The sequence below is a fragment of the Agrobacterium sp. CCNWLW155 genome, assembly GCF_036888815.1.
Lineage (GTDB): Bacteria > Pseudomonadota > Alphaproteobacteria > Rhizobiales > Rhizobiaceae > Agrobacterium > Agrobacterium radiobacter.
Genome location: NZ_JBAKFW010000002.1, coordinates 428831 through 450046 on the forward strand (window position 1 = coordinate 428831; position 21216 = coordinate 450046).

The 21216-nt window shown below is 60.6% G+C and carries 17 protein-coding genes and 1 tRNA gene; 12 read left to right on the forward strand and 6 right to left on the reverse strand.

The annotated features are described in order from the left end of the window. The first annotated feature begins 139 nt into the window (after positions 1 to 139). The 3 genes from V6S97_RS10650 (at position 140) to V6S97_RS10660 (ending at position 2542) form a co-directional block, all read left to right on the forward strand. On the forward strand, positions 140 to 1081 hold the full coding sequence (locus V6S97_RS10650) for a class I SAM-dependent DNA methyltransferase (RefSeq protein WP_334426773.1): 942 nt from the start codon (positions 140 to 142) through the stop codon (positions 1079 to 1081). A gap of 134 nt (positions 1082 to 1215) precedes the next feature. Then, positions 1216 to 1827: a YitT family protein gene (locus tag V6S97_RS10655; protein ID WP_026363783.1), complete on the forward strand. Its 612-nt coding sequence runs from the start codon at positions 1216 to 1218 to the stop codon at positions 1825 to 1827. 73 nt (positions 1828 to 1900) lie between these two features. Further along, positions 1901 to 2542: a YitT family protein gene (locus V6S97_RS10660; RefSeq protein ID WP_020010974.1), complete on the forward strand. Its 642-nt coding sequence runs from the start codon at positions 1901 to 1903 to the stop codon at positions 2540 to 2542. Positions 2543 to 2568: 26 nt separating this feature from the next. On the opposite strand, the gene V6S97_RS10665 is transcribed toward V6S97_RS10660, so the two are convergent. Together V6S97_RS10665 and V6S97_RS10670 are read right to left on the reverse strand one after the other, a co-directional pair. Continuing rightward, a complete protein-coding gene (locus tag V6S97_RS10665; protein WP_060722872.1) occupies positions 2569 to 3030 on the reverse strand; it encodes a carboxymuconolactone decarboxylase family protein in 462 nt (153 codons plus the stop codon). A gap of 99 nt (positions 3031 to 3129) precedes the next feature. Continuing rightward, positions 3130 to 3633, reverse strand: coding sequence for an RrF2 family transcriptional regulator (locus tag V6S97_RS10670; RefSeq protein WP_334426774.1), 504 nt, complete (start codon positions 3631 to 3633; stop codon positions 3130 to 3132). Positions 3634 to 3683: 50 nt separating this feature from the next. Here V6S97_RS10670 and V6S97_RS10675 point away from each other — a divergent pair, with 50 nt between their 5' ends. Together V6S97_RS10675 and pdeM are read left to right on the forward strand one after the other, a co-directional pair. Next, a complete protein-coding gene (locus V6S97_RS10675; protein ID WP_334426776.1) occupies positions 3684 to 6275 on the forward strand; it encodes a ligase-associated DNA damage response DEXH box helicase in 2592 nt (863 codons plus the stop codon). Between the two features lie 28 nt (positions 6276 to 6303). Further along, positions 6304 to 7032, forward strand: coding sequence for a ligase-associated DNA damage response endonuclease PdeM (pdeM, locus tag V6S97_RS10680; RefSeq protein WP_003503509.1), 729 nt, complete (start codon positions 6304 to 6306; stop codon positions 7030 to 7032). Between the two features lie 78 nt (positions 7033 to 7110). On the opposite strand, the gene V6S97_RS10685 is transcribed toward pdeM, so the two are convergent. The 4 genes from V6S97_RS10685 to podJ form a co-directional block, all read right to left on the reverse strand. Further along, a complete protein-coding gene (locus V6S97_RS10685; RefSeq protein WP_003503507.1) occupies positions 7111 to 7548 on the reverse strand; it encodes a universal stress protein in 438 nt (145 codons plus the stop codon). 159 nt (positions 7549 to 7707) lie between these two features. Then, positions 7708 to 8535 carry a TIGR02186 family protein gene (locus tag V6S97_RS10690; protein ID WP_003503505.1) on the reverse strand — a complete coding sequence of 276 codons (828 nt, stop codon included), beginning with the start codon at positions 8533 to 8535 and terminating at the stop codon, positions 7708 to 7710. Then, on the reverse strand, positions 8532 to 9458 hold the full coding sequence (locus V6S97_RS10695) for a sulfite exporter TauE/SafE family protein (RefSeq protein WP_035212569.1): 927 nt from the start codon (positions 9456 to 9458) through the stop codon (positions 8532 to 8534). Before V6S97_RS10695 ends, V6S97_RS10690 begins: the two co-directional genes overlap by 4 nt. A gap of 265 nt (positions 9459 to 9723) precedes the next feature. Further along, on the reverse strand, positions 9724 to 13473 hold the full coding sequence (podJ, locus tag V6S97_RS10700) for a cell division protein PodJ (RefSeq protein WP_334426778.1): 3750 nt from the start codon (positions 13471 to 13473) through the stop codon (positions 9724 to 9726). 377 nt (positions 13474 to 13850) lie between these two features. Between podJ and V6S97_RS10705 the strand changes: the two genes are divergently transcribed. The 7 genes from V6S97_RS10705 (at position 13851) to V6S97_RS10735 (ending at position 21213) form a co-directional block, all read left to right on the forward strand. Further along, positions 13851 to 15647, forward strand: a complete 1797-nt coding sequence (locus tag V6S97_RS10705) for an acyl-CoA dehydrogenase C-terminal domain-containing protein (RefSeq protein ID WP_003503500.1) — start codon at positions 13851 to 13853, stop codon at positions 15645 to 15647. 15 nt (positions 15648 to 15662) lie between these two features. Continuing rightward, on the forward strand, positions 15663 to 15902 hold the full coding sequence (locus V6S97_RS10710; RefSeq protein ID WP_035212568.1) for a hypothetical protein: 240 nt from the start codon (positions 15663 to 15665) through the stop codon (positions 15900 to 15902). Between the two features lie 40 nt (positions 15903 to 15942). Then, positions 15943 to 17151, forward strand: coding sequence for an acetyl-CoA C-acetyltransferase (locus V6S97_RS10715; protein ID WP_003503497.1), 1209 nt, complete (start codon positions 15943 to 15945; stop codon positions 17149 to 17151). Positions 17152 to 17298: 147 nt separating this feature from the next. Further along, complete coding sequence (locus V6S97_RS10720) at positions 17299 to 19515, forward strand: 3-hydroxyacyl-CoA dehydrogenase NAD-binding domain-containing protein (protein ID WP_003503496.1); 2217 nt, start codon at positions 17299 to 17301, stop codon at positions 19513 to 19515. A 157-nt stretch (positions 19516 to 19672) separates the two neighbouring features. Then, positions 19673 to 20104, forward strand: a complete 432-nt coding sequence (locus V6S97_RS10725) for a hypothetical protein (RefSeq protein ID WP_003503494.1) — start codon at positions 19673 to 19675, stop codon at positions 20102 to 20104. A 282-nt stretch (positions 20105 to 20386) separates the two neighbouring features. Beyond that, positions 20387 to 20462: transfer RNA gene (locus tag V6S97_RS10730), tRNA-Phe, on the forward strand. Positions 20463 to 20625: 163 nt separating this feature from the next. Beyond that, positions 20626 to 21213: an alpha-ketoglutarate-dependent dioxygenase AlkB gene (locus V6S97_RS10735; protein ID WP_209787723.1), complete on the forward strand. Its 588-nt coding sequence runs from the start codon at positions 20626 to 20628 to the stop codon at positions 21211 to 21213. Positions 21214 to 21216 lie beyond the last annotated feature (3 nt).

Genomic DNA, 21216 nt, shown 5'->3' on the forward strand with positions numbered 1-21216 from the left:
GGGGCGCACCGCTTCGATGCAAGTTTTCGCGCATTATATCGCGCCATATCCGTCAATTCCACGCAGGGGCCATGAAATAGGACTTGAGTTTTTTTATGGCTTGATAAATGACAGCCAGCATCTTCTCAGGAAATAATTGATGGCCCCAAACCAGTTTTCTTCCGGTGACGTCATTGCCGACCGCCGGGCGGACTATGCCCGCATGTTGGCGGAGGGCGGTGACTATCCCGCCGCCGCCGAACTCATGGAACAGGCGCTTGAACTTGCGCCACGGTGGACGGCGGGTTGGTTTCGCTTCGGGGAATATCATGAAAAGGCGGGGGAGACGGCAAAAGCCGTGGCGGCTTACGAGAAAGTCGCTGAACTGGATACGGAAGGGCTGTTTGCAGCCGAACTGAAGCTCGCGGTTCTCGGTGCCGCGGAAACACCCGAGCAGCCGCCGAGCCGTTATGTGGAAGGGCTGTTCGACGATTATGCCGACCGTTTCGAAACCTCGCTTGTGGAGAAGCTTGACTACAGCGTGCCGCAAAAGCTGGCGGAACTGATAGGCAAGGTGGCGGATGGCGGCGTCTTCGATGCCATTGTCGATATCGGCTGCGGTACCGGTCTCCTCGGTGTCGAAATCCGCACCCTCGCAAAACGGCTTGAGGGTTTCGATATTTCCCAGAACATGCTGGCCAAGGCGGAGGAAAAGGGGCTTTACGATTATCTGGGTCAGGCTGATCTTTCGCTGGAAGCGGAGGCCTCGGGACTTTTCACATCCACCCTGGCGCAATACCGCGCCGATCTCGTCGCCGCCGCCGATGTGATGATGTATCTCGGCAGCCTCGAAACCGTCATGCCGCTCGTTTCCGCCCTGCTCAGGCCTTCAGGCTTTTTTGCCTTCTCGGTGGAGGATGCGGGGGATGAGGACGGTTTTATCCTGCGGGAATCCCTTCGTTACGCCGATTCCAAAAGCTATGTGATCGACCTTCTTGAGCGGACGGGCTTTTCCCTCCTCGAAATCCGTAAAACCACCATTCGCAAGGATGCCGGAAAACCCCTTTCCGGCATTCTTTTTCTTGCCCGCGCGAAAGCCTGAACATTCCGTTTCTTGCCTTTTTCACGATAGGTCAGTCTTGCTTACTTATCCATCTTGATCGGCTGTTTTTTGCAGTGCAAAATATACCTGAACAAAAGGAAAAAAGCGTGAGCATAACGAGAAGCGTTTACGGCATGTGGAGTTCCGATCCGGCCAGACATGCGCCGGTGGAAGACGTGCAGGGCATCGTCACCGGCGCCATCGTCTCGGCGCTCGGCTTTTATCTCCTGAACAAGGTCGGCCTTCTGACCGGCGGCACCGCCGGTGTCGCCTTCCTCCTTCATTATGCCTTCGGGATCAGCTTCGGCCTTCTGTTCTTCCTCGTCAATCTGCCGTTTTATTACCTGTCCTTCCGCCGCCTTGGTCTCGCTTTCTCTTTCAAGACCTTCATCGCCATCGGCCTCGTTTCAGTGCTGACAGAGGTGGAAGCGCGCTGGATGGTGATTGACAGCATCAATCCGCTCTGGGCCGCGCTGCTCGGCGGACTGCTTCTGGGGTACGGATTGCTGGCGCTTTATCGTCACCGCGCCAGCCTCGGCGGTATCGGCATTCTCGCCATCTATATTCAGGACCGTTTCGGCATCCGCGCCGGTCTGATCCAGCTGGCCTTCGACGCCTTCGTCATGCTCTGCGCCTTCCTCGTCATCGATCCTGCGACGGTTGTCTATTCGATTGTCGGCGCTTTTGTCCTCAACATGTTTCTGGCCATCAATCACCGCTCTGACAGATATATCGTCGTGCGCTGAATGAAGCATGCTTGAAATCCGTCCTGCTTGGGTGCAATAGCTCGGCGATGGCCTGAAAATCAGGGGAAAAGGCATGGACGATACGACTGCGCGCAGGCGCCTGAACCTTTGGGCCTCCGCGCCGGATCGTCATTCGCTGCTGGAAGACGCGCAGGGCGTTCTGGCGGGCAGCATGCTGGTCTCGCTGGGCGTCACGCTGTTTTCGTCCGCGGGCCTTTTGACGGGCGGCGTGGTGGGGCTTGCCTTCCTGGCGCATTATTCCACCGGCTTCAGCTTCGGCGTGGTGTTTTTCCTTGCCAATCTGCCGTTTTATTATCTCGCTTTCCGCCGCCTAGGCCTCGCCTTCACGGTCAAGACCTTCTGCGCCATCGCGATGACGGCGCTGCTTTCCGAATATATGCCCGGCTTCTTCGCCTTTCAGAGTATCAATCCGGTTGCCGCCGCCCTTTTCGGCGGGCTGACGGTTGCGGCCGGCATGCTGGCGCTGTTTCGCCATCGCACCAGCCTCGGCGGTTTCGGCATCTTGGCGCTTTATCTGCAGGATCGTTTCGGCTGGCGCGCGGGCCTCGTGCAGCTCGCCTTTGACGGCATGGTGCTCGCCTGCTCGTTCTTCGTGGCCACACCTTTCGTCATCCTCTGCTCCATCCTTGGCGCGCTGGTCATGAACCTCACGCTTGCCATCAATCACAGGAACGACCGCTACATCGCCATGTAGCGGCCGCCCGCTTTGGGTTTAAGAGGTCAGGCCGCCTTTGCAGCCGCATCGACCGGATGCTGCGAGCGGAAACCGACGGCGATGCGGTTCCAGGTGTTGATCGCGCCGATGGCGACCGTGATCTTCACGATGTCCTCATCGGAGAAATGCGCCTTCAGCGTCTCGAAGGCGTCATCCGGAGCGCCGGTTTCAGCAATCTTCGTCACCGCGTCCACCCAGCCGAGCAGCGCGCGTTCCTGCTGAGTATAAACGGGGGATTCCCGCCACACGCTCATCAGGTTGATCCATTGTTCGGAAAGCCCGTCATGACGGCTTTCCTTCACATGCATGTCTACACAGAAGGCGCAGCCGTTGATAATCGAGGCGCGCAGCTTGATGAGGTGAACGAAGCGGCGCTCGAGGCCGCTGCTCTGGACGTAATTTTCCAGCGCCATTACGGCCTTGAAGGCTTCGGGGGATGCTTTGGCATAGTTCAAACGGGTTTTCATGGGTCTCTCTCCATTGGTTGGGTCTGTTTAAGGGTATGCGTCATCGTTCCGGAAAGCGGTGACGCTTCCGGTATTTCGGGTGGTTGGTTCGTTTGGGTCTTAGCGCGCCGCCGTCTTGCGCTCGTTCAGCTCCAGAAAGGCACAGCCGCGTGCGGCAATGCCACCGTCGTCATTGGCGGCAAGGTCGCCCAGAATATCGGCCATGCTGGTTTTGGCGAGTTCCGCCCGATAGGCCTTCTCCGCTTTCAGCATCGCGGTATTGATGCCGCAGGGCTTGGTGAAATAACGTCCCGGCAAGGGGTTGGGGCCCCGCTGGCGAATTTCCGCACAGCGAAAGGCAGGCTGCGGCCCCTCCACGGCAAGAACGATATCGAGCAGCGTAATCCTGTCGGTCGTCCGGGCAAGACGATAGCCGCCCTTCGGCCCCGGCACGGTGGCGACTATTCCGACGCTCGACAGCGATTGCAGGTGTTTCAAGAGATAGCTCGTGGAAACGCCGTGAAATTCCGCAAGCGCCGCCGCTGAAAGCACGCCGCCTTCGGAAAGTCCCGCCAGCATGCCTACACTGTGAATGGCCTGTTCAACGCCGTCGCCGAGTTTCATCCGTTTTGCTCTTTTGTGGTTCGCTTAAGTATCGTGGATATAATTTATCCATGATTATGCATTCCTGTCAAGCGGTCCTGTTCCGCTCTTCTTTTTTCAAGGTTTCTCACTACCTTGAAAGCGTGAAACACGCTGAGTCTCCCATCTCCGGCACGCATGTCGGTTCCTTGCCCCTTCCATTCCAGAAATGGTTTGCGCAAAAGGGGTGGTCTCCGCGCGCGCATCAATTGGAGCTGATGGCGCGGGCGCTGGGCGGCGAGAACATGCTGCTGATTGCGCCCACGGGCGCCGGCAAGACGCTGGGCGGCTTCATGGCCTCGCTCACCGATCTCGCGGAACGCGGCAAGGTGCCGCCGGGCTCGGGCTTTGTCGGCGTGCACACGCTCTATATCTCGCCGCTCAAGGCGCTTGCGGTCGATATCGAGCGCAACCTCACCAGGCCCGTTTCCGAAATGGGCCTGCCGATTTCCATCGAAACCCGTACAGGCGATACGCCGCAGGGCAAACGCCAGCGCCAGAAGGTCAAACCGCCGGATATTCTGCTGACGACGCCGGAACAGGTCTCGCTGCTGCTCGCCAACAAGGAGGCCGAGCGCTTTTTCCGTGACCTGAAATATGTGGTGCTCGATGAATTACATTCACTCGTCACCTCCAAACGTGGCCACCTGCTGTCGCTGGCGCTTGCCCGTGTGCGCCGGCACGCACCCGATGTGCGCTTTATCGGCCTTTCCGCCACGGTGGCGGAGCCGATGGATTTGCGTGGTTATCTTGCACCGCAGGGGCAGGGCGAGCCACCCGCTGGCCTCATCACCGTCGAGGGCGGCGCAAAACCGGATATTTCCATCCTGAACACGGAAGAGCGCATCCCATGGTCCGGCCATTCGGCGCGTTACGCCATGAAGGATTTGTACTCTGCGCTGAAGGACCACCAGACGACGCTGATCTTCGTCAATACCCGCTCGCAGGCGGAGCTGATCTTCCAGGAACTCTGGACCATCAATGACGACAATCTGCCGATTGCCCTGCATCACGGTTCGCTGGATGCTGCTCAGCGTCGCAGGGTGGAGGCCGCCATGGCCGAAAACCGGCTGCGCGCCGTCGTCGCCACCTCCACGCTCGATCTCGGCATAGACTGGGGCGACGTCGACCTTGTCGTGCATGTCGGTGCGCCGAAGGGCGCAAGCCGCCTGGCCCAACGCATCGGCCGCGCCAATCACCGCATGGATGAGCCGTCAAAGGCGATCCTCGTTCCGGCCAACCGTTTCGAGGTGATGGAGTGTCGCGCTGCACTGGATGCCAATTACATCGGCGCGCAGGATACGCCGCCGATTGCCGAAGGCGCGCTCGATGTTCTCGCCCAGCATGTGCTCGGCATGGCCTGCGCCGAACCCTTCGATGCGGATGAACTTTATCGCGAAGTCACCAGCGCCTCGCCCTATGCCGATCTGCCGCGCACCACCTTCGACCGGGTGGTGGATTTCACCGCCACCGGCGGCTACGCGCTGCGCACCTATGAGCGTTACGCCCGCATCCGCCAGATGAAGGACGGCCGCTGGCGTGTCTCCAACCCCGCCGTCGCACAGCAATATAGGCTGAACCTCGGCACTATCGTCGAGGCGGCGGAACTCAATGTCCGCATGGTCAAGCGCAATGCCAAGGGCACGGTCGGGCGCGGCGGCATGTCGCTCGGCAAGGTCGAGGAATATTTTCTCGAGCAGCTGGTGCAGGGCGATACGTTCCTTTTTGCCGGCAAGGTGCTGCGTTTCGAAGGTATCCGCGAGAATGAATGTCTGGTCTCGCAGGCCTTTTCTATGGACCCGAAGATACCCTCCTATGCCGGCGGCAAGTTCCCGCTTTCCACCTACCTCGCGGATCAGGTGCGCTCCATGCTCTCCGATCCCGCCCGCTGGCAGGCGCTGCCGGATCAGGTGCGCGACTGGCTGGCGATCCAGAAGGAGAAGTCGATCATTCCCAGGCGCGACGAGCTGCTGGTGGAAACCTTCCCCTTCCGAAAGCGCTTCTTCATGGTCATGTATCCCTTCGAGGGACGCTTGGCGCACCAGACGCTCGGCATGCTTCTGACGCGCCGGCTGGAGCGTGCGGGCGCAAAACCCATGGGCTTCGTCGCCACCGATTATTCGCTGGCCATCTGGGCGATGGAGGATATCGGCATGCGGCTGAAATCCCGCCGCCTGTCACTGGCCGACCTGCTGGACGAGGACATGCTCGGCGACGATCTGGAAGCATGGCTGGACGAATCCTTCATGCTGAAGCGCACCTTCCGCAACTGCGCCGTCATTTCCGGGCTGATCGAACGCCGTCATCCCGGCAAGGAAAAGACCGGCCGTCAGGTCACGGTGTCTGCCGATCTTATTTATGACGTTCTTCGCAGCCATGAGCCGGATCATATCCTGCTGGAAGCGACGCGGCGCGATGCCGCGGCTGGACTTTTGGACATTGGCCGTCTTGGCGATATGCTGAAGCGAATCAAGGGTCACACCACCCACCGCGCGCTGGAACATGTCTCGCCGCTCGCCGTTCCGGTCATGTTGGAAATCGGCCGTGAGACGGTGGCGGGCGAGGCGATGGACGATGTGCTGGCCGAGGCCGCCGACGAGCTTATCGCCGAGGCCATGTCCTGACATACGCAATGAAGGAACAACGATAAAAGTGCTGAGCCGGCTGACATTGAGCGACAGGTTTTCCAATGGCTTCGAATGCCTTGGCAGCGAAACCGCCATCAACGGCGTCGCCGCCTGGTGCGACCCGTTGGGCGGGCTCTACCTGCCGGACCTGTCATTGCTCGTCGTCTCTGATCTGCATCTGGAAAAGGGCGCGGCCTTCGCCCGGCGTGGCCGCATGCTGCCACCCTATGACACCATCGCCACGCTTAAAATCCTGTCCTCCCTCGTCAGCCGCTATGATCCGAAGATCGTCGTCAGTCTCGGCGATAATTTCCACGATCGCGTCGGTTCCGAGCATCTGCCGCTGCCGCTGCGCGAACTCATCCGCGAGATGGCCCGTGGCCGCGAGTGGATATGGATCAACGGCAACCACGACCCCGACGGTACGGTCGATCTGCCGGGCTCTTCGGTGGACGAGATGTTTTATGGCAATCTCGTCTTCCGCCACGAGCCGAAGCTGGGAGATGCCGCCGGCGAAATTGCAGGGCACCTGCATCCTTCTGCAACCGTGCGCCGTCGCGAGAAAACGGTGCGACGCCCCTGTTTCGCCACCGATGGTTCACGGCTTTTGATGCCGGCATTCGGGGTGATGAGCGGCGGGCTGGATTTGCGGCATAAAGCCATGCGCGGCCTGTTCGATCATGCCGCTCTTGTCGCGCATCTGATGGGGAGGGATCGCATCTATTCGGTGCGATTTTCAAATCTCATCGGCTGAGCGCATCGTCGCCGTTATCTCTTTGTTTTTACGCATTGTCCGGACGTAAAACCGCTACGCACTTTTACTGGAAATGCTCTATTGCCGGTAGACCAGTACCGGTATCTTCGAATTCTTCAGCACCTTGGCCGTGACGCTGCCGAGCAGCATTTCCAAGAAGCTCCTGCGCCGGTGCGAGGCCATGGCGATGAGATCGCAGCCGCTCCTGTTGGCGGCTTCGATGATCGCCTCGTCGGGCCTTCCCGCCCGCGCCAGCAGCGCTTCACAATCCAATCCCATGGACGTGGCCTGCGCCTGCGTATCGCGCAGCAGATGCTCCGCCTCCTCACAACGGTGAAATTCCTCTTCGGCAATGGCGGCAATGTCCTCGACATCGCTGGCAATCACATGAAAGGGTTCCGATACCGTCACCACGGTCACCTTTGCGCCTGCCTCCTTGGCGAGAGCGAACCCTTGGTCGATTGCGATCTGCGCCAGCGGCGAGCCATCGGTGGGAATGAGAATGTGCTTGAACATGACATTTCTCCTTTTCATCCCGGTCACAGCCACACTGGCCGCCAAGAGCTGTGTGCGTGGTTGTAACGCCTTGAATTTTACCGCAAACCGATGACGGAAGCGAATGCTATCTTTGACGCAGAGGGTCGCCTGCGCCCGATTTGCAGGAGGAAGAGCGGGTCAGTCCTTGCGGAAGATGATGCTGGCGCCCCAGCCGGTCACGACGGCGAGCAGAACGCAGAGCGCGCCATAGGCAAGCGGCGTCTGATGCGCCGCATCGGTGATCGCCTGCTCCATGCCGGTCTTGACGACGCGCAGTTTCAATTCACGCTGGGCGATGAATTTGCCGCTCTTGAAGAGATAGGCGCGGGCGGTGTGCACGCCGTTCGGCACGTTGGCGGGCAGGCGAAGTGTCGCCCAGAACAGGCCGGTGCGTTCCAGCCTCACACCGGTCGTGTCATTGCGATAGATGCCGCTTGAAAGCTTGAGCCGACGGTAGGCCTCCTGAAAATCGAAGACATTGTCGGGCACGCCGGAAAACACCGCGCTTTTCAGCGACAGATGGTCGACACCGAGCCCCATGGCCCTGAGCGTGCCGGGCGAAGCGATGTCGCTGATATTGCGCGTGCTGGCCATGGAATAGGATTCCGGCAGCGGCGTGAAGGTGATGGCGCTGGTATTGATCCAGATGCCCGCCACACGCTCCTTCTTGCGCACGGTCATATAGTCGCTCGGCCCTTCCAGCGTCACGACGATATCATATTGCCCGATGGCGAGCAGCAGCTGATCGGTATTGTTGAGCGCGCCGAAAAGCGTGAAATCCGCCCCGCGAAAATCCGACGCGATGGGAATTTCCGTCGTCGATGCGCCGATTTCGATATTTTCCAGCAGAGACCGCTGCTGCGGACCGGGCGGCAGGGCAAGTGGCGGCGTCTGCGCCGAAGCAGTTTGCCCGAGGGCAAGACATGAGAGCAGGGCAAGGGGGGCAAGCAGCAAATGGCGGGTCAATAACCTAACCCTCCGACGGCCACCGAAAACAGGTCTTCCGGCCGCACCACCAGCGCTACGGCAAGGCGGAGGGCGACCGCAAGCACCAGCAGCGCCAGAAGCGCGCGCAACTGTTCGCCACGCAGTTTCTGGCCGACGCGCACACCATATTGCGCGCCGATGACGCCCGCCACCATCAGGATGAAGGCCAGCACCACGTCGACGGAATAGTTGGTCGCGGCCTGAACGACGGTCGTATAGGCGGTCACGAAAATGATCTGGAACAGGGAAGTGCCGACAACCACGCTGGTGGGGATGCGCAGCAGATAGATCATCGCCGGCACCATGATGAAGCCACCGCCGACACCCATGATCGAGGTGAGGATGCCGATGCCGAAACCCAGTGTGACGACGGGAATGATGCTGAGATAGATCTTCGATTTCTTGAACCGCATTTTCAACGGCAGGCGATGCACCCAGTTGTGGTGGCCCGGCCGGCGCAGCGTCACGGCTTCATTGCGGGCGGCGCGGCGAAGCGCCGAAATGCTTTCCTTCAGCATCAGCACGCCAACGGTGCCGAGCAGGATGACGTAGAGCAGCGAAACGATGAGATCGAGCTGGCCGATACTGCGCAGGAAGGAGAATATCCACACGCCGACCGTCGCACCCACAAGACCGCCCACAAGCAGCACGCTGCCGAGCTTCACGTCCAGCGTTCCGCGCCGGAAATGCGTGATCGAGCCTGACACGGAGGAAGCGACCACCTGGTTTGCGCCGGTCGCCACAGCCACCACGGGGGGAATATTGTAGAAAATCAGAAGCGGCGTGATCAGAAAGCCGCCGCCCACGCCGAACATGCCGGAAAGAAAACCGACGGCCGCGCCCATGCCGAGAATGATGAAAATATTCACCGACAGTTCTGCGATCGGCAGATAGACAGTCACGGCTCGGACCTCGGGCAAATGGTTCCGGGCGGCAGGGCTTGTCCGGGTGAGGGGGCCGCGCCGCGATTTACACTTTCTGTCTGAAAAGACCGGGCATGCCCGACCTTCATCCGTCATGCCCGCGAGGGCCTGACCTGTCAACATTCAACGGTAAATACGTTGATAATTTGGAAAGATAGCGGTTGTGCGTGGGCAGGCCGCCACATTCCTGCGCGGGGTTGCCCGGAAGCGGCCAAGGGGGGCCGCTTCGCCAGTTCCAGAACGCTTACTTGTTGCGGGCGAGAAGCGCGGTCACCAGTTCGTTGGTGATGCGCCCGTCGGGTGTCTGACCCACGGACTTCTGGAAGTCCCTGATGGCGGTTACGGTGTTCTTGCCAAGCTTGCCATCGGGCTGGCCGGCGTCAAAACCGTTCTTGTTCAGGATCGCCTGAATGTTGCGGATCGCCTTTTCCATGTCCACGGAGGCGGTCTTCACACCCTCCTTGCCGGCCCATTCCTCGGGCGGGTTGACGCTGTTGGCGTCTTCCGAAAGCGGCTTGACCTTCCAGGCGTCCACCTTGGCCTTTGCACTCTGAAGCTGCTGCGGGTTCAGGGCCCCTGCCACTTCGTCGCGCTTCTGGGCGGCGTCCGCGTCACCGTCTCTGGCGGCGATGGCGAACCACTTGTAGGATTCTTCGATATCCTGCTTCACGCCGCTGCCGCGGGCGTAGAGAATGGCGAGGTTGAACTGGCTGTCGCGCACACCGAGGTCGGAGGCCTTGATGAACCATTGTGCGGCGGCGGCGAAATCCGGCTGACCGGCCGCGTCAGAGGCCTGCAGGACCGCGAGATTGTGCATCGCGCCGGCATTGCCCTGTTCGGCTGCCAGAGTGTAATAGCGCTTGGCTTCGGCAAGGTTACGTTCTACGCCGTTCGCCTTCTCGTAAAGATTGGCAAGACGATATTGCGCGGGCGCAAGACCGCGATCAGCAGCCAGCTTGTACCACTTTGCCGCTTCCGCACGGTCGGCGGCAACGCCGCGGCCGTCGGTGTAGCGCGCTGCGATCTCGAACAGCGCCTGCGTATCGCCCTTGGCGGCGGCTTGGGCAAGCGATGCGGGCTCGATGCCAGCGGGAACCGCGATGGCGTCCTGGGCAGGAGCAACCGGGGCAGCGGTTTCGGCCGGTTTCGGAGCTTCGTTCTGCGCGACGGCGCCGGAATTTGCGGGATCCACAGCGGGAACATAGGCAACCGGCGGCTCGTCCGGCAGCGGCGCACCGCCTATGGTGCGGTTATCAATGGTATTTTGCGCCGGTGCGGTATTTTCGATGCTGTCGGCCGATGCCGACTGTTCCGGATCGATGGCGAGATCGGACGGAATGGTGACGGCCTTTTCGCCGGTGTCGGGAAGTGCTGAAACCGGGCCATTGTCCATCTTCTGCTCGATGACCGGTGCGGGGGCTTCCGCGCCGCCGATCAGCGTCTTGACGAGCGGCATGGCCATCATGGCAAGAAGAATGGCGCCGATGCCAAGCAGCAGCGGGCGGCGATAGCGGGAAAGTGCCGAGGTGTCGGCCTTGCGGCTCTTCTTGCCGGTTTCAAGCTTTTCCGGCGATGTTTCCATGGCGGCGGCCTGCGCTGCGCGGCGGGCGGCGGCGATGAAATCCGTCCGTCCTTCCGCATCCGCAGCCTTGCCGCTGGCGGCCACCTGGCTAGCGCGCACGCGTTCCAGGATTTTCTTGATATCGGGCGCACCCGAACCCGGCTCCAGAAGTTCGTTCTCCTGACCTGCGGGCAGCACATCGATCGGATCGAGCGAGGGAGCGGGCTTGACCTGGGTGCGGGTGGAGGAGGCGGATATGGGCTCTTCAGCTGTTTTGGCGGTCTTCGCCGTGCCAGTCTTGAAACGCTTCGTCAGGCCTGCAAGCAGGCTTTTCTTTTCCGCTTTTGCGGGCTTTGCGGCAGCAGGTGGTACGATCGTTGCCGCGTCGTTTTCGCTGCTATCGTCGAGAATGGCCTGTTCTTCGGCAATATAGCCTTCCTCCGGGAAGATGGCGGCCGGCATGGGCGCTTCTTCGCGGGCGGGGGCGACCATCTGCTGCGCGACGTTGCGGGGAGCTTCGTTACGATAAGCGGGGGCGTTGTCGAGGCTGTCGAGTCGGCCGGCAATCTGCACCAGCGTTTCGTGCAGCGCTTCGAAGGTACGGTGCGTGCGCTCTTCGGTATTGCGGCTCAGCGCTTCGAGACTGCGCAGGTCGGTCGCAAGATCGGTCAGCATCGTCATGTCGGCGATGTTTGCGCCGGCCGAGAGATTGTTGCGGGTATAGGCATCCAGAACGGCTTCGGCAGCCTGCCGCGCCGCTTCGATGATATATTCATCGTTCGACGCCATGTAGTCTTCGATCGCCGCCATACGGGCGTCGAGTTCCGGCGACATGCCTGTCGCCTGCATCTGCACCGGCTGGCTGATCAGCGTGGAGAGATGGGCGATCTGGTTTTCGAGGCTGGCCAGCGCATGGCTGTCGGCGGGCGCGGCGTGGGCGGTCTCGTCCAGGCGGGCGGCAATATTGCCGAGCCGCTCTTCCAGACGCGAAAAGGCGCTTTCGCTGAGCCCGGATGCGGCCTGCGGCTGGCTGTAACGATAATCGAGGTCCTCGATCCGGCGCGACAGCGTGTCGAGCCGTTCGGCCAGACCGTCATTGACGACGCCGTGATCCAGCGCATCGATCTTACGGGAAATGTCGCTGAGGAAAGATGTCAGCTCCGCCTGCTGCGAGGGACGTTGCGAACGCTCCAGAAGCAGGGAGAGCTGGTCCAGCCGCTCGTGCAGCTGGGCGGCGTCGCGGGCGGTGCTGAGCTCATCGATCTTGCCGGCCAGCGCTTCAAGACGCGCGGTGAGATCGAGTGTCGGTTCCGGCTTGGCGGCGGCAAGGCGGTTGATGTCGCCGAGCTGTTCGGAAAGGCCATTCAGCCGGTTTTCCAGCCGCTGCGCCAGCGCATTGTCCGTTGCCTGCGCATTGGCGCGCGCGCCGGTGGCGGCTATGGCGCGGCTGATTTCGTCCAGCCGCTGGTCGAGGCCGGAAAATTGCTCGGTAAAGGCGGCCTCGTTCGGCTTCATATGTTTGCCGAGCTGCTCCACGGCGCTGGCAATCGCGATCAGCTTGTCTTCGAGCACGCGCACGGCCGGATTGTTGCTCATGCCGCCAAGCTGCGTCTTGATGTCATCAAGACGATAGGCGAGCGAAACGATCTCATCCTGCAGCGCGCCGGCGTCGAAACCACGCAGCGTGTCTTCCACATTGTTCCAGCGGCTTTCGATCCGGTGCACGCTGTCTTCGCGTGCAAGCTGGTCGATCGTCAGGCGCAGGTCCTCGAACTCATTGCGCAGCCCGTAGGCGTCAGGCGATGCCAGATTGCCGAGCTGGTCGATGCTGCCGGCCAGCCGTGCGATGTCTTCGCGCAGGTCGCCAATGAACTGCTGGTCTTCCGCTACTGCGCGAATATTGCGGATTTCGGCGCGCAGGCCCTGCGCTTCGCGCGCAACGCCCTCGGCAATATCGTGCTTCAGCTCATGCCGCAGATTGACGAGCGCCTGCGCAATCTCCTGCAGTGCCGCGTCGTTGCGCTGCGGTTCCTGATAGGACGGGATGGAACGCGCACGCGGGGCGGGAGCGGCGGCGGTCTGCTGCGCGTCCCTCGGACGGTATTCCGGCGCAAGCGGTCTGGTAATCGTCCGTTCCGGACGGGCGGCGGGTTCCTGCGGGCGCTGGAAGCTTGCTTCGAGGAGGCGCTGGCGCTGGCGGATTTCGTTCACGGGGTCGAGCTGCGGCGGGGTAACGCTGGCGCGTGGCTCGCGGGGCGCGGCATAAGCTTCGGTTTTGGGCTCGACCTGAGCGTTCGCACCCCGAGGGTCGCGCGGGAACTTCTGGCTCATCAACCCTTCGATACGGGCTTCAAGGCCTTCAATGGTGCGATTGAGAGCATCAAGAGACGATCTGTCGCTTGGCTGTTGGTTTTTCGATCGCAATCCGTTCATCTTTTCGCTCGCTTCGCTTCCGCCCGCCGTGCCCGGTTATCTGTCGCGACGTTGCCTGCCTGAACACGCCGTCGCCGCAACATGCAGCAATTCCAGAGCCGGTATTTGCCCCCGTTGAGGAAAATGCGCCGGAGTACGAAGCAGTTACCTCTTTCGGGAGAATTCACGAAACGTGGTAAAGAAGTGGTTAACTATGGTTGGAATTTTTTAACTTTTGTGGCGCGTGAGAGCCATGAGCAGCGCCGGCCATCCATTCCGCGGAAAAGGGGAGGCGATATTCCGCCGAAATTTGTTTGACGTTTACGCGCACGTCAAATATTGTCATCCCATATCGGCCGGATTATCGCCGGCGCCCACGATGCGGAGGAACATCGGTAATGCCTGTTTACAAGGCCCCAGTTAAAGACACGCTTTTTATCCTGAACGACGTTCTCGGCCTGGAGCGGTATAACAACCTGCCCGGCTTTGAGGATGCAACCCCCGACATGATCGAGGCGATCACCGGCGAGGCCGCAAAGCTTGCCGAGGAGCGGCTTTTCCCGCTCAACCTTTCCGGCGACAGCCAAGGCTGCAAGCGCGCCGATGACGGTTCGGTCTCCGTGCCCGATGGTTTCAAGGACGCTTATGACGCCTATTGTGAAGGCGGCTGGATCGGCCTTGCCGTTCCGCCGGAGTTCGGCGGGCAGGGCCTGCCCTATACGCTGCATGCAGCTATCGGCGAATATATGTCGTCGGCCAACCTGTCGCTGATGATGTATCCGGGCCTCACGCAGGGTGCGATTGCCGCCGTTCTCGTGCATGGCACGCAGGAGCAGAAGGAAACCTATCTGCCGAAGATGGTCGAAGGCTCCTGGTCCGGCACCATGAACCTCACAGAACCCCATTGCGGCACCGATCTCGGCCTGCTGCGCACCAAGGCGGTTCCGCAGGGCGACGGCAGCTATAAGATTTCCGGCCAGAAGATCTTCATCTCCGCCGGCGAACATTCCATGACTGACAATATCGTCCATCTGGTGATTGCCCGCATCGAAGGTGCGCCGGAAGGCACCAAGGGCATTTCGCTCTTCATCGTGCCGAAATTCCTCGTGAAGGAAGACGGCACGCTTGGCGAGCGTAACGGCGTCACTTGCGGCGCAATCGAACACAAGATGGGCATCCACGGCAACGCCACCTGCGTCATGAACTATGATGACGCGACGGGTTATCTGCTGGGCGCGGAGAACAAGGGCCTTTCGGCCATGTTCGTGATGATGAACGAGGCCCGCCTCGGCGTCGGCTTGCAGGGTCTCTCCGTTGGTGAAATCGCCTATCAGAACGCGGTCGAATATGCCCGTGAACGTATTCAGGGCCGCTCGCTTTCCGGCGCCAAGTTCCCGGACAAGAAGGCCGATCCGATCATCGTGCATCCCGATATCCGCCGCACGCTGATGACCATCAAGGCTTACAACGAGGCCGGCCGCGCCTTCCTTCTCTGGACGGCGCTGCAATCCGATATCGCCCACCGCGCCGCTGACGAAAAGCAGCGGCAGGCAGCAGACGACTTGCTCGGCCTCGTCACCCCGATCCTCAAGGGCGTGCTGACCGACAAGGGCTTCGACCATGCTGTCATGGCGCAGCAGGTCTTCGGTGGTCACGGCTACATCGAGGAGCATGGCATGAGCCAATATGTCCGCGATGCCCGTATCACCATGATCTATGAGGGCGCGAACGGCATTCAGGCGCTCGATCTGGTCGGCCGCAAGCTCGGCATGAATGGCGGCCGTGCCGTGATGGCGCTGTTCAAGGAAATCGGCGATTTCTGCGAGGAAAACCGCGCCGACGAAAAGCTTGCCCTTTACACCAAGGGTCTGAAGAAGGGTTTGAACGACCTGCAGGCCGCAACCATGTGGTTCATGCAGAACGCCATGGCCAAGCCCGACAATGCCGGTGCCGGTTCGACCGACTACATGCACCTCTTCGGCATCGTGGTGCTGGGTTACATGCAGGCGCGCATGGCGAAAGCCGCGAGCGAAGCGCTTGCGGCCGGCAGCGCTTCGGACGAGGATTACCTCAAGACCAAGCTTGTCACGGCGAAGTTTTATATGGAGCGCATCATGCCGGAAACGGCGCTGCGCAAGGCCCGCATCGAAACCGGCGCGGACACCATGATGGAACTGGCTGCGGAAGCATTCTGAGAATGAAGGTTGTTCATGGTTACGAAAGCAGACTTAACAGATTGGGTAGTTGAGGCGCTTGAGGCGAATAAAGGCGAAGGGTCAATTCTGTACGTAGCCAAGTACATTTGGGACCATCATGAAAAAGACCTGCGTGGGCATGATCTTTTTTACTCGTGGCAATATGACATGCGATGGGCGGCGACGGAGTTGAGGAAAAAAGGGCGTCTTGTTGCCGCTGATGATGATCGCCGCGGAAAATGGACGCTTAAATGAGTTTGATGCACTGAAAAATGCGGTGCAAGGGAGAGAGTTTATGACCGACGTTTATATCTACGACCATGTCCGCACCCCGCGCGGACGCGGCAAGAAGGATGGCAGCCTGCATGAGGTGCCCTCCGTTCGCCTTGCTGCCAAGACACTGGAAGCCATCCGCGACCGCAACGGGCTCGACACATCCGCTGTCGATGACATCATCATGGGCTGCGTCGATCCGGTCATGGATGCAGGTGCGGTGATCCCGAAAGCCGCCGCCTTCGAAGCCGGTTATTCCAACAGGGCGCCGGGCATGCAGATCTCGCGCTTCTGCGCTTCGGGTCTGGACGCCATCAACTTCGCGGCCGGCAAGGTCAAGGCCGGTTCGGACGATATCGTCATTGCCGGCGGCGTGGAAAGCATGTCGCGCGTCGGCATGGGCATGTCGGGCGGCGCCTGGTACATGGATCCCTCGGTCAACTTCCCGGCCTTCTTCATGCCGCAGGGCGTATCGGCCGATCTCATCGCCACCAAATACGGTTTTTCCCGTGACGATGTCGACGCCTATGCCGTCGAGAGTCAGAGGCGTGCGGCGCATGCCTGGGAAAAGGGCTATTTTAACAAATCAGTCATTCCGGTGAAGGACTCAAACGGCCTGACGATCCTCGACCGTGACGAGCATATGCGCCCCGGCACGGATATGCAGGCGCTGGCTTCCCTCAACCCCTCCTTCCAGATGCCGGGTGAAATGGGTGGCTTCGAAGCCGTCGGTATCATGGCCCACCCGGAAGTGGAGCGTATCAACTACGTGCACCATGCTGGCAATTCGTCCGGCATCGTCGATGGCGCTGCCGCCGTGCTGGTTGGCTCGAAGGCGGGCGGCGAGGCGATGGGCGCGAAACCGCGCGCCCGCATCAAGGCTTTCGCCAATATCGGTTCCGACCCGGCGCTGATGCTGACCGGCCCGGTGGATGTGACCGAGAAGCTCCTGAAAAAGACCGGAATGTCGCTTGCCGATATCGATCTTTTCGAGCTCAACGAAGCCTTCGCCGCTGTGGTCCTGCGTTACATGCAGGCCTTCGATATCGACCACGAGCGGATGAACGTCAATGGCGGCGCAATCGCCATGGGCCATCCGCTGGGTGCAACAGGTGCGATGATCCTCGGCACTGTGCTGGATGAGCTGGAGCGGCGCGATCTGAACACCGCGCTCGTCACGCTCTGCATCGGCGCAGGCATGGGCACCGCGACGGTTATCGAGCGGGTTTGAGAGGCTTCGGCTGATACCGCAACGGTTCCTCCGTCATCCTCGGGCTTGACCCGAGGATCTATCCCCAGTGCTTAGATCCTCGGGTCAAGCCCGAGGATGACGGAGAAAGCGAAGCGGCCATTAAGATTCAGGGAAGAGGAATCCCAAATGAGCACTTATACCAATTTCACCATCGAGACGGACGCAGACGGCATTGCCCTCGTTACCTGGGACATGCCGGAAAAATCCATGAACGTCTTCACCTCTGAAGTGATGGACGAGCTGAACGCCATTGTTGACGCGACCGTCGCCGACGCTGCCGTCAAGGGCGTCGTCTTCACCTCCGGCAAGAGCACGTTTTCCGGCGGCGCTGATCTTTCGATGATCAAGTCGATGTTCTCCTTCTATAATGACGAGAAGGCGAAGAACCCGGATGAGGCGGCGGCAAAGCTGTTCGAACTCGTCGGCCGCATGACGGGCCTGTTCCGCAAGATCGAGACCAATGGCAAGCCCTGGGTTTCCGCCATCAACGGCACCTGCATGGGCGGCGCTTTCGAGCTCTCGCTCGCCTGCCACGGCCGCGTGGCCTCCAGCGCCAAGAGCCTCAAGATCGCCCTGCCGGAAGTCAAGGTCGGCATCTTCCCCGGCGCCGGCGGCACCCAGCGCGTGCCGCGCCTGACGGATGCGCAATCGGCACTGCAGATGATGACGACGGGCCAGTCGCTGACCGGCGCGCGCGCCAAGGCCATGGGGCTGGTGCATCAGGTGGTCGAGCCGGATCAGCTGGTCGCCACCGCAAAGCAGATGATCAAGGACGGCCTGAAGCCGGTCGCACCCTGGGATGAAAAGGGCTTCAAGGCCCCTGGCGGCGGCATCTGGACGCCTGCCGCAGCCCAGCTGTGGCCTGCCGCTCCCGCCATCCTGCGTCGTGAAAGCGCCGGCAACTATCCGGCCGCGCTTGCCATCCTCAAATGTGTCTATGAAGGCCTGCAATTGCCCTTCGATACGGCGCTTAAGGTGGAGCAGCGTTATTTCACCGAAATCCTTCGCTCGAAGGAAGCCTTCGGCATGATCCGCTCGCTGTTCATTTCCATGCAGGAACTGGGCAAGGGCGCGCGCCGCCCGGCCGGCCAGCCGAAGACGGAGTTCAAGAAGGTGGGCGTCGTCGGCGCGGGCTTCATGGGCGCAGCTGTCGCTTATGTTACCGCCGCAGCCGGCATCCCCGTCACGCTGGTCGATCGCGATCAGGAAGCGGCGGACAAGGGCAAGGGCCATTGCGAGGAAAGCGTCAAGGCGGCCATCGGCAAGGGCAGGCTGACGCAGGATGAGGGCAAGGCCCTGCTCGACCTCGTTACTCCGACGGCGGATTACAAGGCGCTCGCCGATGCCGATCTCGTCATCGAGGCTGTCTTCGAAGACCGCGACGTGAAGAAGGCCGTCATCGAGGCCGTGGAAGCCGTGTTGCCCCAAGGCGCGATCTTCGCCTCCAACACCTCCACTTTGCCGATCACCGGGCTTGCGAAGAACTCGAAGCGCCCGACCGATTTCATCGGCATTCACTTCTTCTCGCCGGTCGAGAAGATGATGCTGACGGAAGTGATCCTCGGCAAGGAAACCGGTGACAAGGCGCTGGCCGTCGCGCTCGATTACGTGGCGAAGATCAGGAAGACGCCGATCGTCGTCAACGATACGCGCGGCTTCTTCGTCAATCGCTGCGTGCTGCGCTACATGGCCGAAAGCTACGACATGCTGATCGAAGGCGTACCCGCCGCCATGATTGAAAATGCCGCGAAATTCGCCGGTATGCCGGTCGGCCCGCTGGCGCTGAATGACGAGGTGGCGATCGATCTTTCCTACAAGATCCTCAAAGCCACCGTCGCCGATCTCGGCGAAAAGGCCGTCGATCCGCGCCATATGGAGCTGGTGAAGAAACTGGTGGAAGGCGAAGGCCGTTTCGGCCGCAAGAACGCCAAGGGCTTTTACGACTACCCGCCGAAGCCCGCCAAGAAGTCCCTCTGGCCCGGCCTGAAGAATCTCTATCCGCAGCAGAAGCCTGAGGACGTGGATATGGAGGTGCTGAAACAGCGCTTCCTCGTCACCGTGGCGCTGGAAGCGGCGCGCACGGTGGAAGAAGGCATCGTCACCGATCCGCGTGAGGCGGATGTCGGCTCCATCCTCGGTTTCGGCTTTGCGCCCTATACCGGCGGCGCGCTGTCCTATATCGACGGCATGGGCGTGAAGACTTTCGTCGCTCTGGCCGAAAAGCTGAGCGAGGCCTATGGCCCACGCTTCAAGCCGACGCCGCTCCTGAAGGAGATGGCCGCCAAGGGCGAAACTTTCTACGGTCGTTTCGATCCTTACGCCAGCGCTACCAAGGCGGCGTAAGGTTTCAGGAGAGATTACTGAACAGGCCCTTCGGGGCCTGTTTTTTATGCCGCTCTCCCTGCTTTCCGTGCATCCTTTGCCCGGCTGAGGCGTTGAAAGGGCGTGACCGGGCGAAAGACGCCCGCCGCCGCAATTCAGCACGCCTCAGGAGACAGCGATGAAAGCACCACTGCGATCCCACGGTTTCGACAAGCCATCCGACCTTGACGACGAACTGGCCGAACTGGACGAAGAGGCCGAGGCTGTGGCCGCCGAAGCAAAGGTGGCAAAACCCGCTGCGAGGAGAACGCGTGCCGCCAATATCATCGACCCGGCGCTACGCGCCGAACTGGACGAGCTTCGCAAACAGGTCGACAAGATCCGCCGCGATGTCAAACGGCTGGAGGCGGCCCAACATTCCCGTCACAGGCCCGCACAGCCCCACCATGAGCGCGACCGCGAGAATTCCCGACTGATGACGGTGGTGCGCTCCGTCGCCGTCACCTCGCTTGCCAGCCGCATCTTCGCGTCTTCGCCCGTCATGGCAGCGCTGGTGGCCGTGGTGCCTTTCGCGCTTGGCCTCGCCGCACGGCGCAGTGAAGGGGCATAGCCGCTCTACGCTGCGCCCTCTCGTAACCTTGCGACCCTTTCCGAACGCGTCCGCCCGTCGAATGCCGATCAGGCCCGGCTGATGGCGGAGAGTGGATTTCCAGCCAGGATCCGGCCTCGGCCGGACACGCATTCCAGCCATCCACAGGCGCCGTGAAAAAACTGTCAAAAAACTTCGCGATGGCGCTTGCCATGTCCGAACAAGATGTTATAACCCCGCTCACTTTCGGGGCACCAAACGGCCCCGCCCGCCAAAAGCGGAGGTTCTTCAAGGACCTGAAGTGCCCGGATAGCTCAGTTGGTAGAGCAGCGGATTGAAAATCCGCGTGTCGGTGGTTCAAATCCGCCTCCGGGCACCATTTCTCTCAAATTAATTATCTAGTGAATTGGTTATGTGGTGGCTTGCCCCTTCACAAGGCGGGGCCTTCCGGTCATCGGCTCTCCCTATCATATGCTTTTGACAGTTCCGATGTAGCCATCTGCCGAGCTTGTTTATTTCAAGTCGATGGAGGGCGCTCGCAAATGAATCATGTCGGTGCATCCCCTTTGCCGCCAGGCGTCATGTATTTCGACGCCTTCGTCTCCCCCGAAGAGGAAGCCACCCTCGCAGCCATATTGGATAACGGTGCTTGGAGCACTGAGTTGAAGCGCCGTGTGCAGCATTTCGGTTATCGCTACGACTATAAAGCGCGCACTGTTACCCCAGATGCCTATCTCGGGCCATTGCCACAGTGGCTCGGTATCTTCGCTGAGCGATTGGTTACGGAAGGATATTGCCGAAATTTGCCGGACCAGGTGATTGCGAACGAGTATCTTCCGGGCCAGGGCATCAGCGCACACATCGACTGTGTTCCCTGTTTTGACGATACAATCGTGTCGATAAGCCTTCTATCCGCATGTGAGATGGTTTTCCACGATGTGCGCGGACCAGCCGCGTGCGGTGTTTTGCTTCAACCTCGCTCCGGCGTCTTGCTGAGAGATTCCGGCCGCTACGGCTGGACTCATGAAATTCCGGCTCGCAAATCGGATATCGTGAATGGAGTTAGGACAGACCGAAGCAGAAGAATTTCCCTCACTTTTCGCAAGGTCATCGCTCCGAAATGGTCTTGATCT

Excerpts from the sequence above, each read along its gene's own strand:
- V6S97_RS10650 (WP_334426773.1), top strand. The coding sequence starts at position 140 with ATGGCCCCAAACCAGTTTTCTTCCGGTGACGTCATTGCCGACCGCCGG.
- V6S97_RS10655 (WP_026363783.1), top strand. The coding sequence starts at position 1,216 with ATGTGGAGTTCCGATCCGGCCAGACATGCGCCGGTGGAAGACGTGCAG.
- V6S97_RS10660 (WP_020010974.1), top strand. The coding sequence starts at position 1,901 with ATGGACGATACGACTGCGCGCAGGCGCCTGAACCTTTGGGCCTCCGCG.
- V6S97_RS10665 (WP_060722872.1), bottom strand. The coding sequence starts at position 3,030 with ATGAAAACCCGTTTGAACTATGCCAAAGCATCCCCCGAAGCCTTCAAG.
- V6S97_RS10670 (WP_334426774.1), bottom strand. The coding sequence starts at position 3,633 with ATGAAACTCGGCGACGGCGTTGAACAGGCCATTCACAGTGTAGGCATG.
- V6S97_RS10675 (WP_334426776.1), top strand. The coding sequence starts at position 3,684 with ATGATTATGCATTCCTGTCAAGCGGTCCTGTTCCGCTCTTCTTTTTTC.
- V6S97_RS10685 (WP_003503507.1), bottom strand. The coding sequence starts at position 7,548 with ATGTTCAAGCACATTCTCATTCCCACCGATGGCTCGCCGCTGGCGCAG.
- podJ (WP_334426778.1), bottom strand. The coding sequence starts at position 13,473 with ATGAACGGATTGCGATCGAAAAACCAACAGCCAAGCGACAGATCGTCT.
- V6S97_RS10705 (WP_003503500.1), top strand. The coding sequence starts at position 13,851 with ATGCCTGTTTACAAGGCCCCAGTTAAAGACACGCTTTTTATCCTGAAC.
- V6S97_RS10710 (WP_035212568.1), top strand. The coding sequence starts at position 15,663 with ATGGTTACGAAAGCAGACTTAACAGATTGGGTAGTTGAGGCGCTTGAG.
- V6S97_RS10715 (WP_003503497.1), top strand. The coding sequence starts at position 15,943 with ATGACCGACGTTTATATCTACGACCATGTCCGCACCCCGCGCGGACGC.
- V6S97_RS10720 (WP_003503496.1), top strand. The coding sequence starts at position 17,299 with ATGAGCACTTATACCAATTTCACCATCGAGACGGACGCAGACGGCATT.
- V6S97_RS10725 (WP_003503494.1), top strand. The coding sequence starts at position 19,673 with ATGAAAGCACCACTGCGATCCCACGGTTTCGACAAGCCATCCGACCTT.
- V6S97_RS10735 (WP_209787723.1), top strand. The coding sequence starts at position 20,626 with ATGAATCATGTCGGTGCATCCCCTTTGCCGCCAGGCGTCATGTATTTC.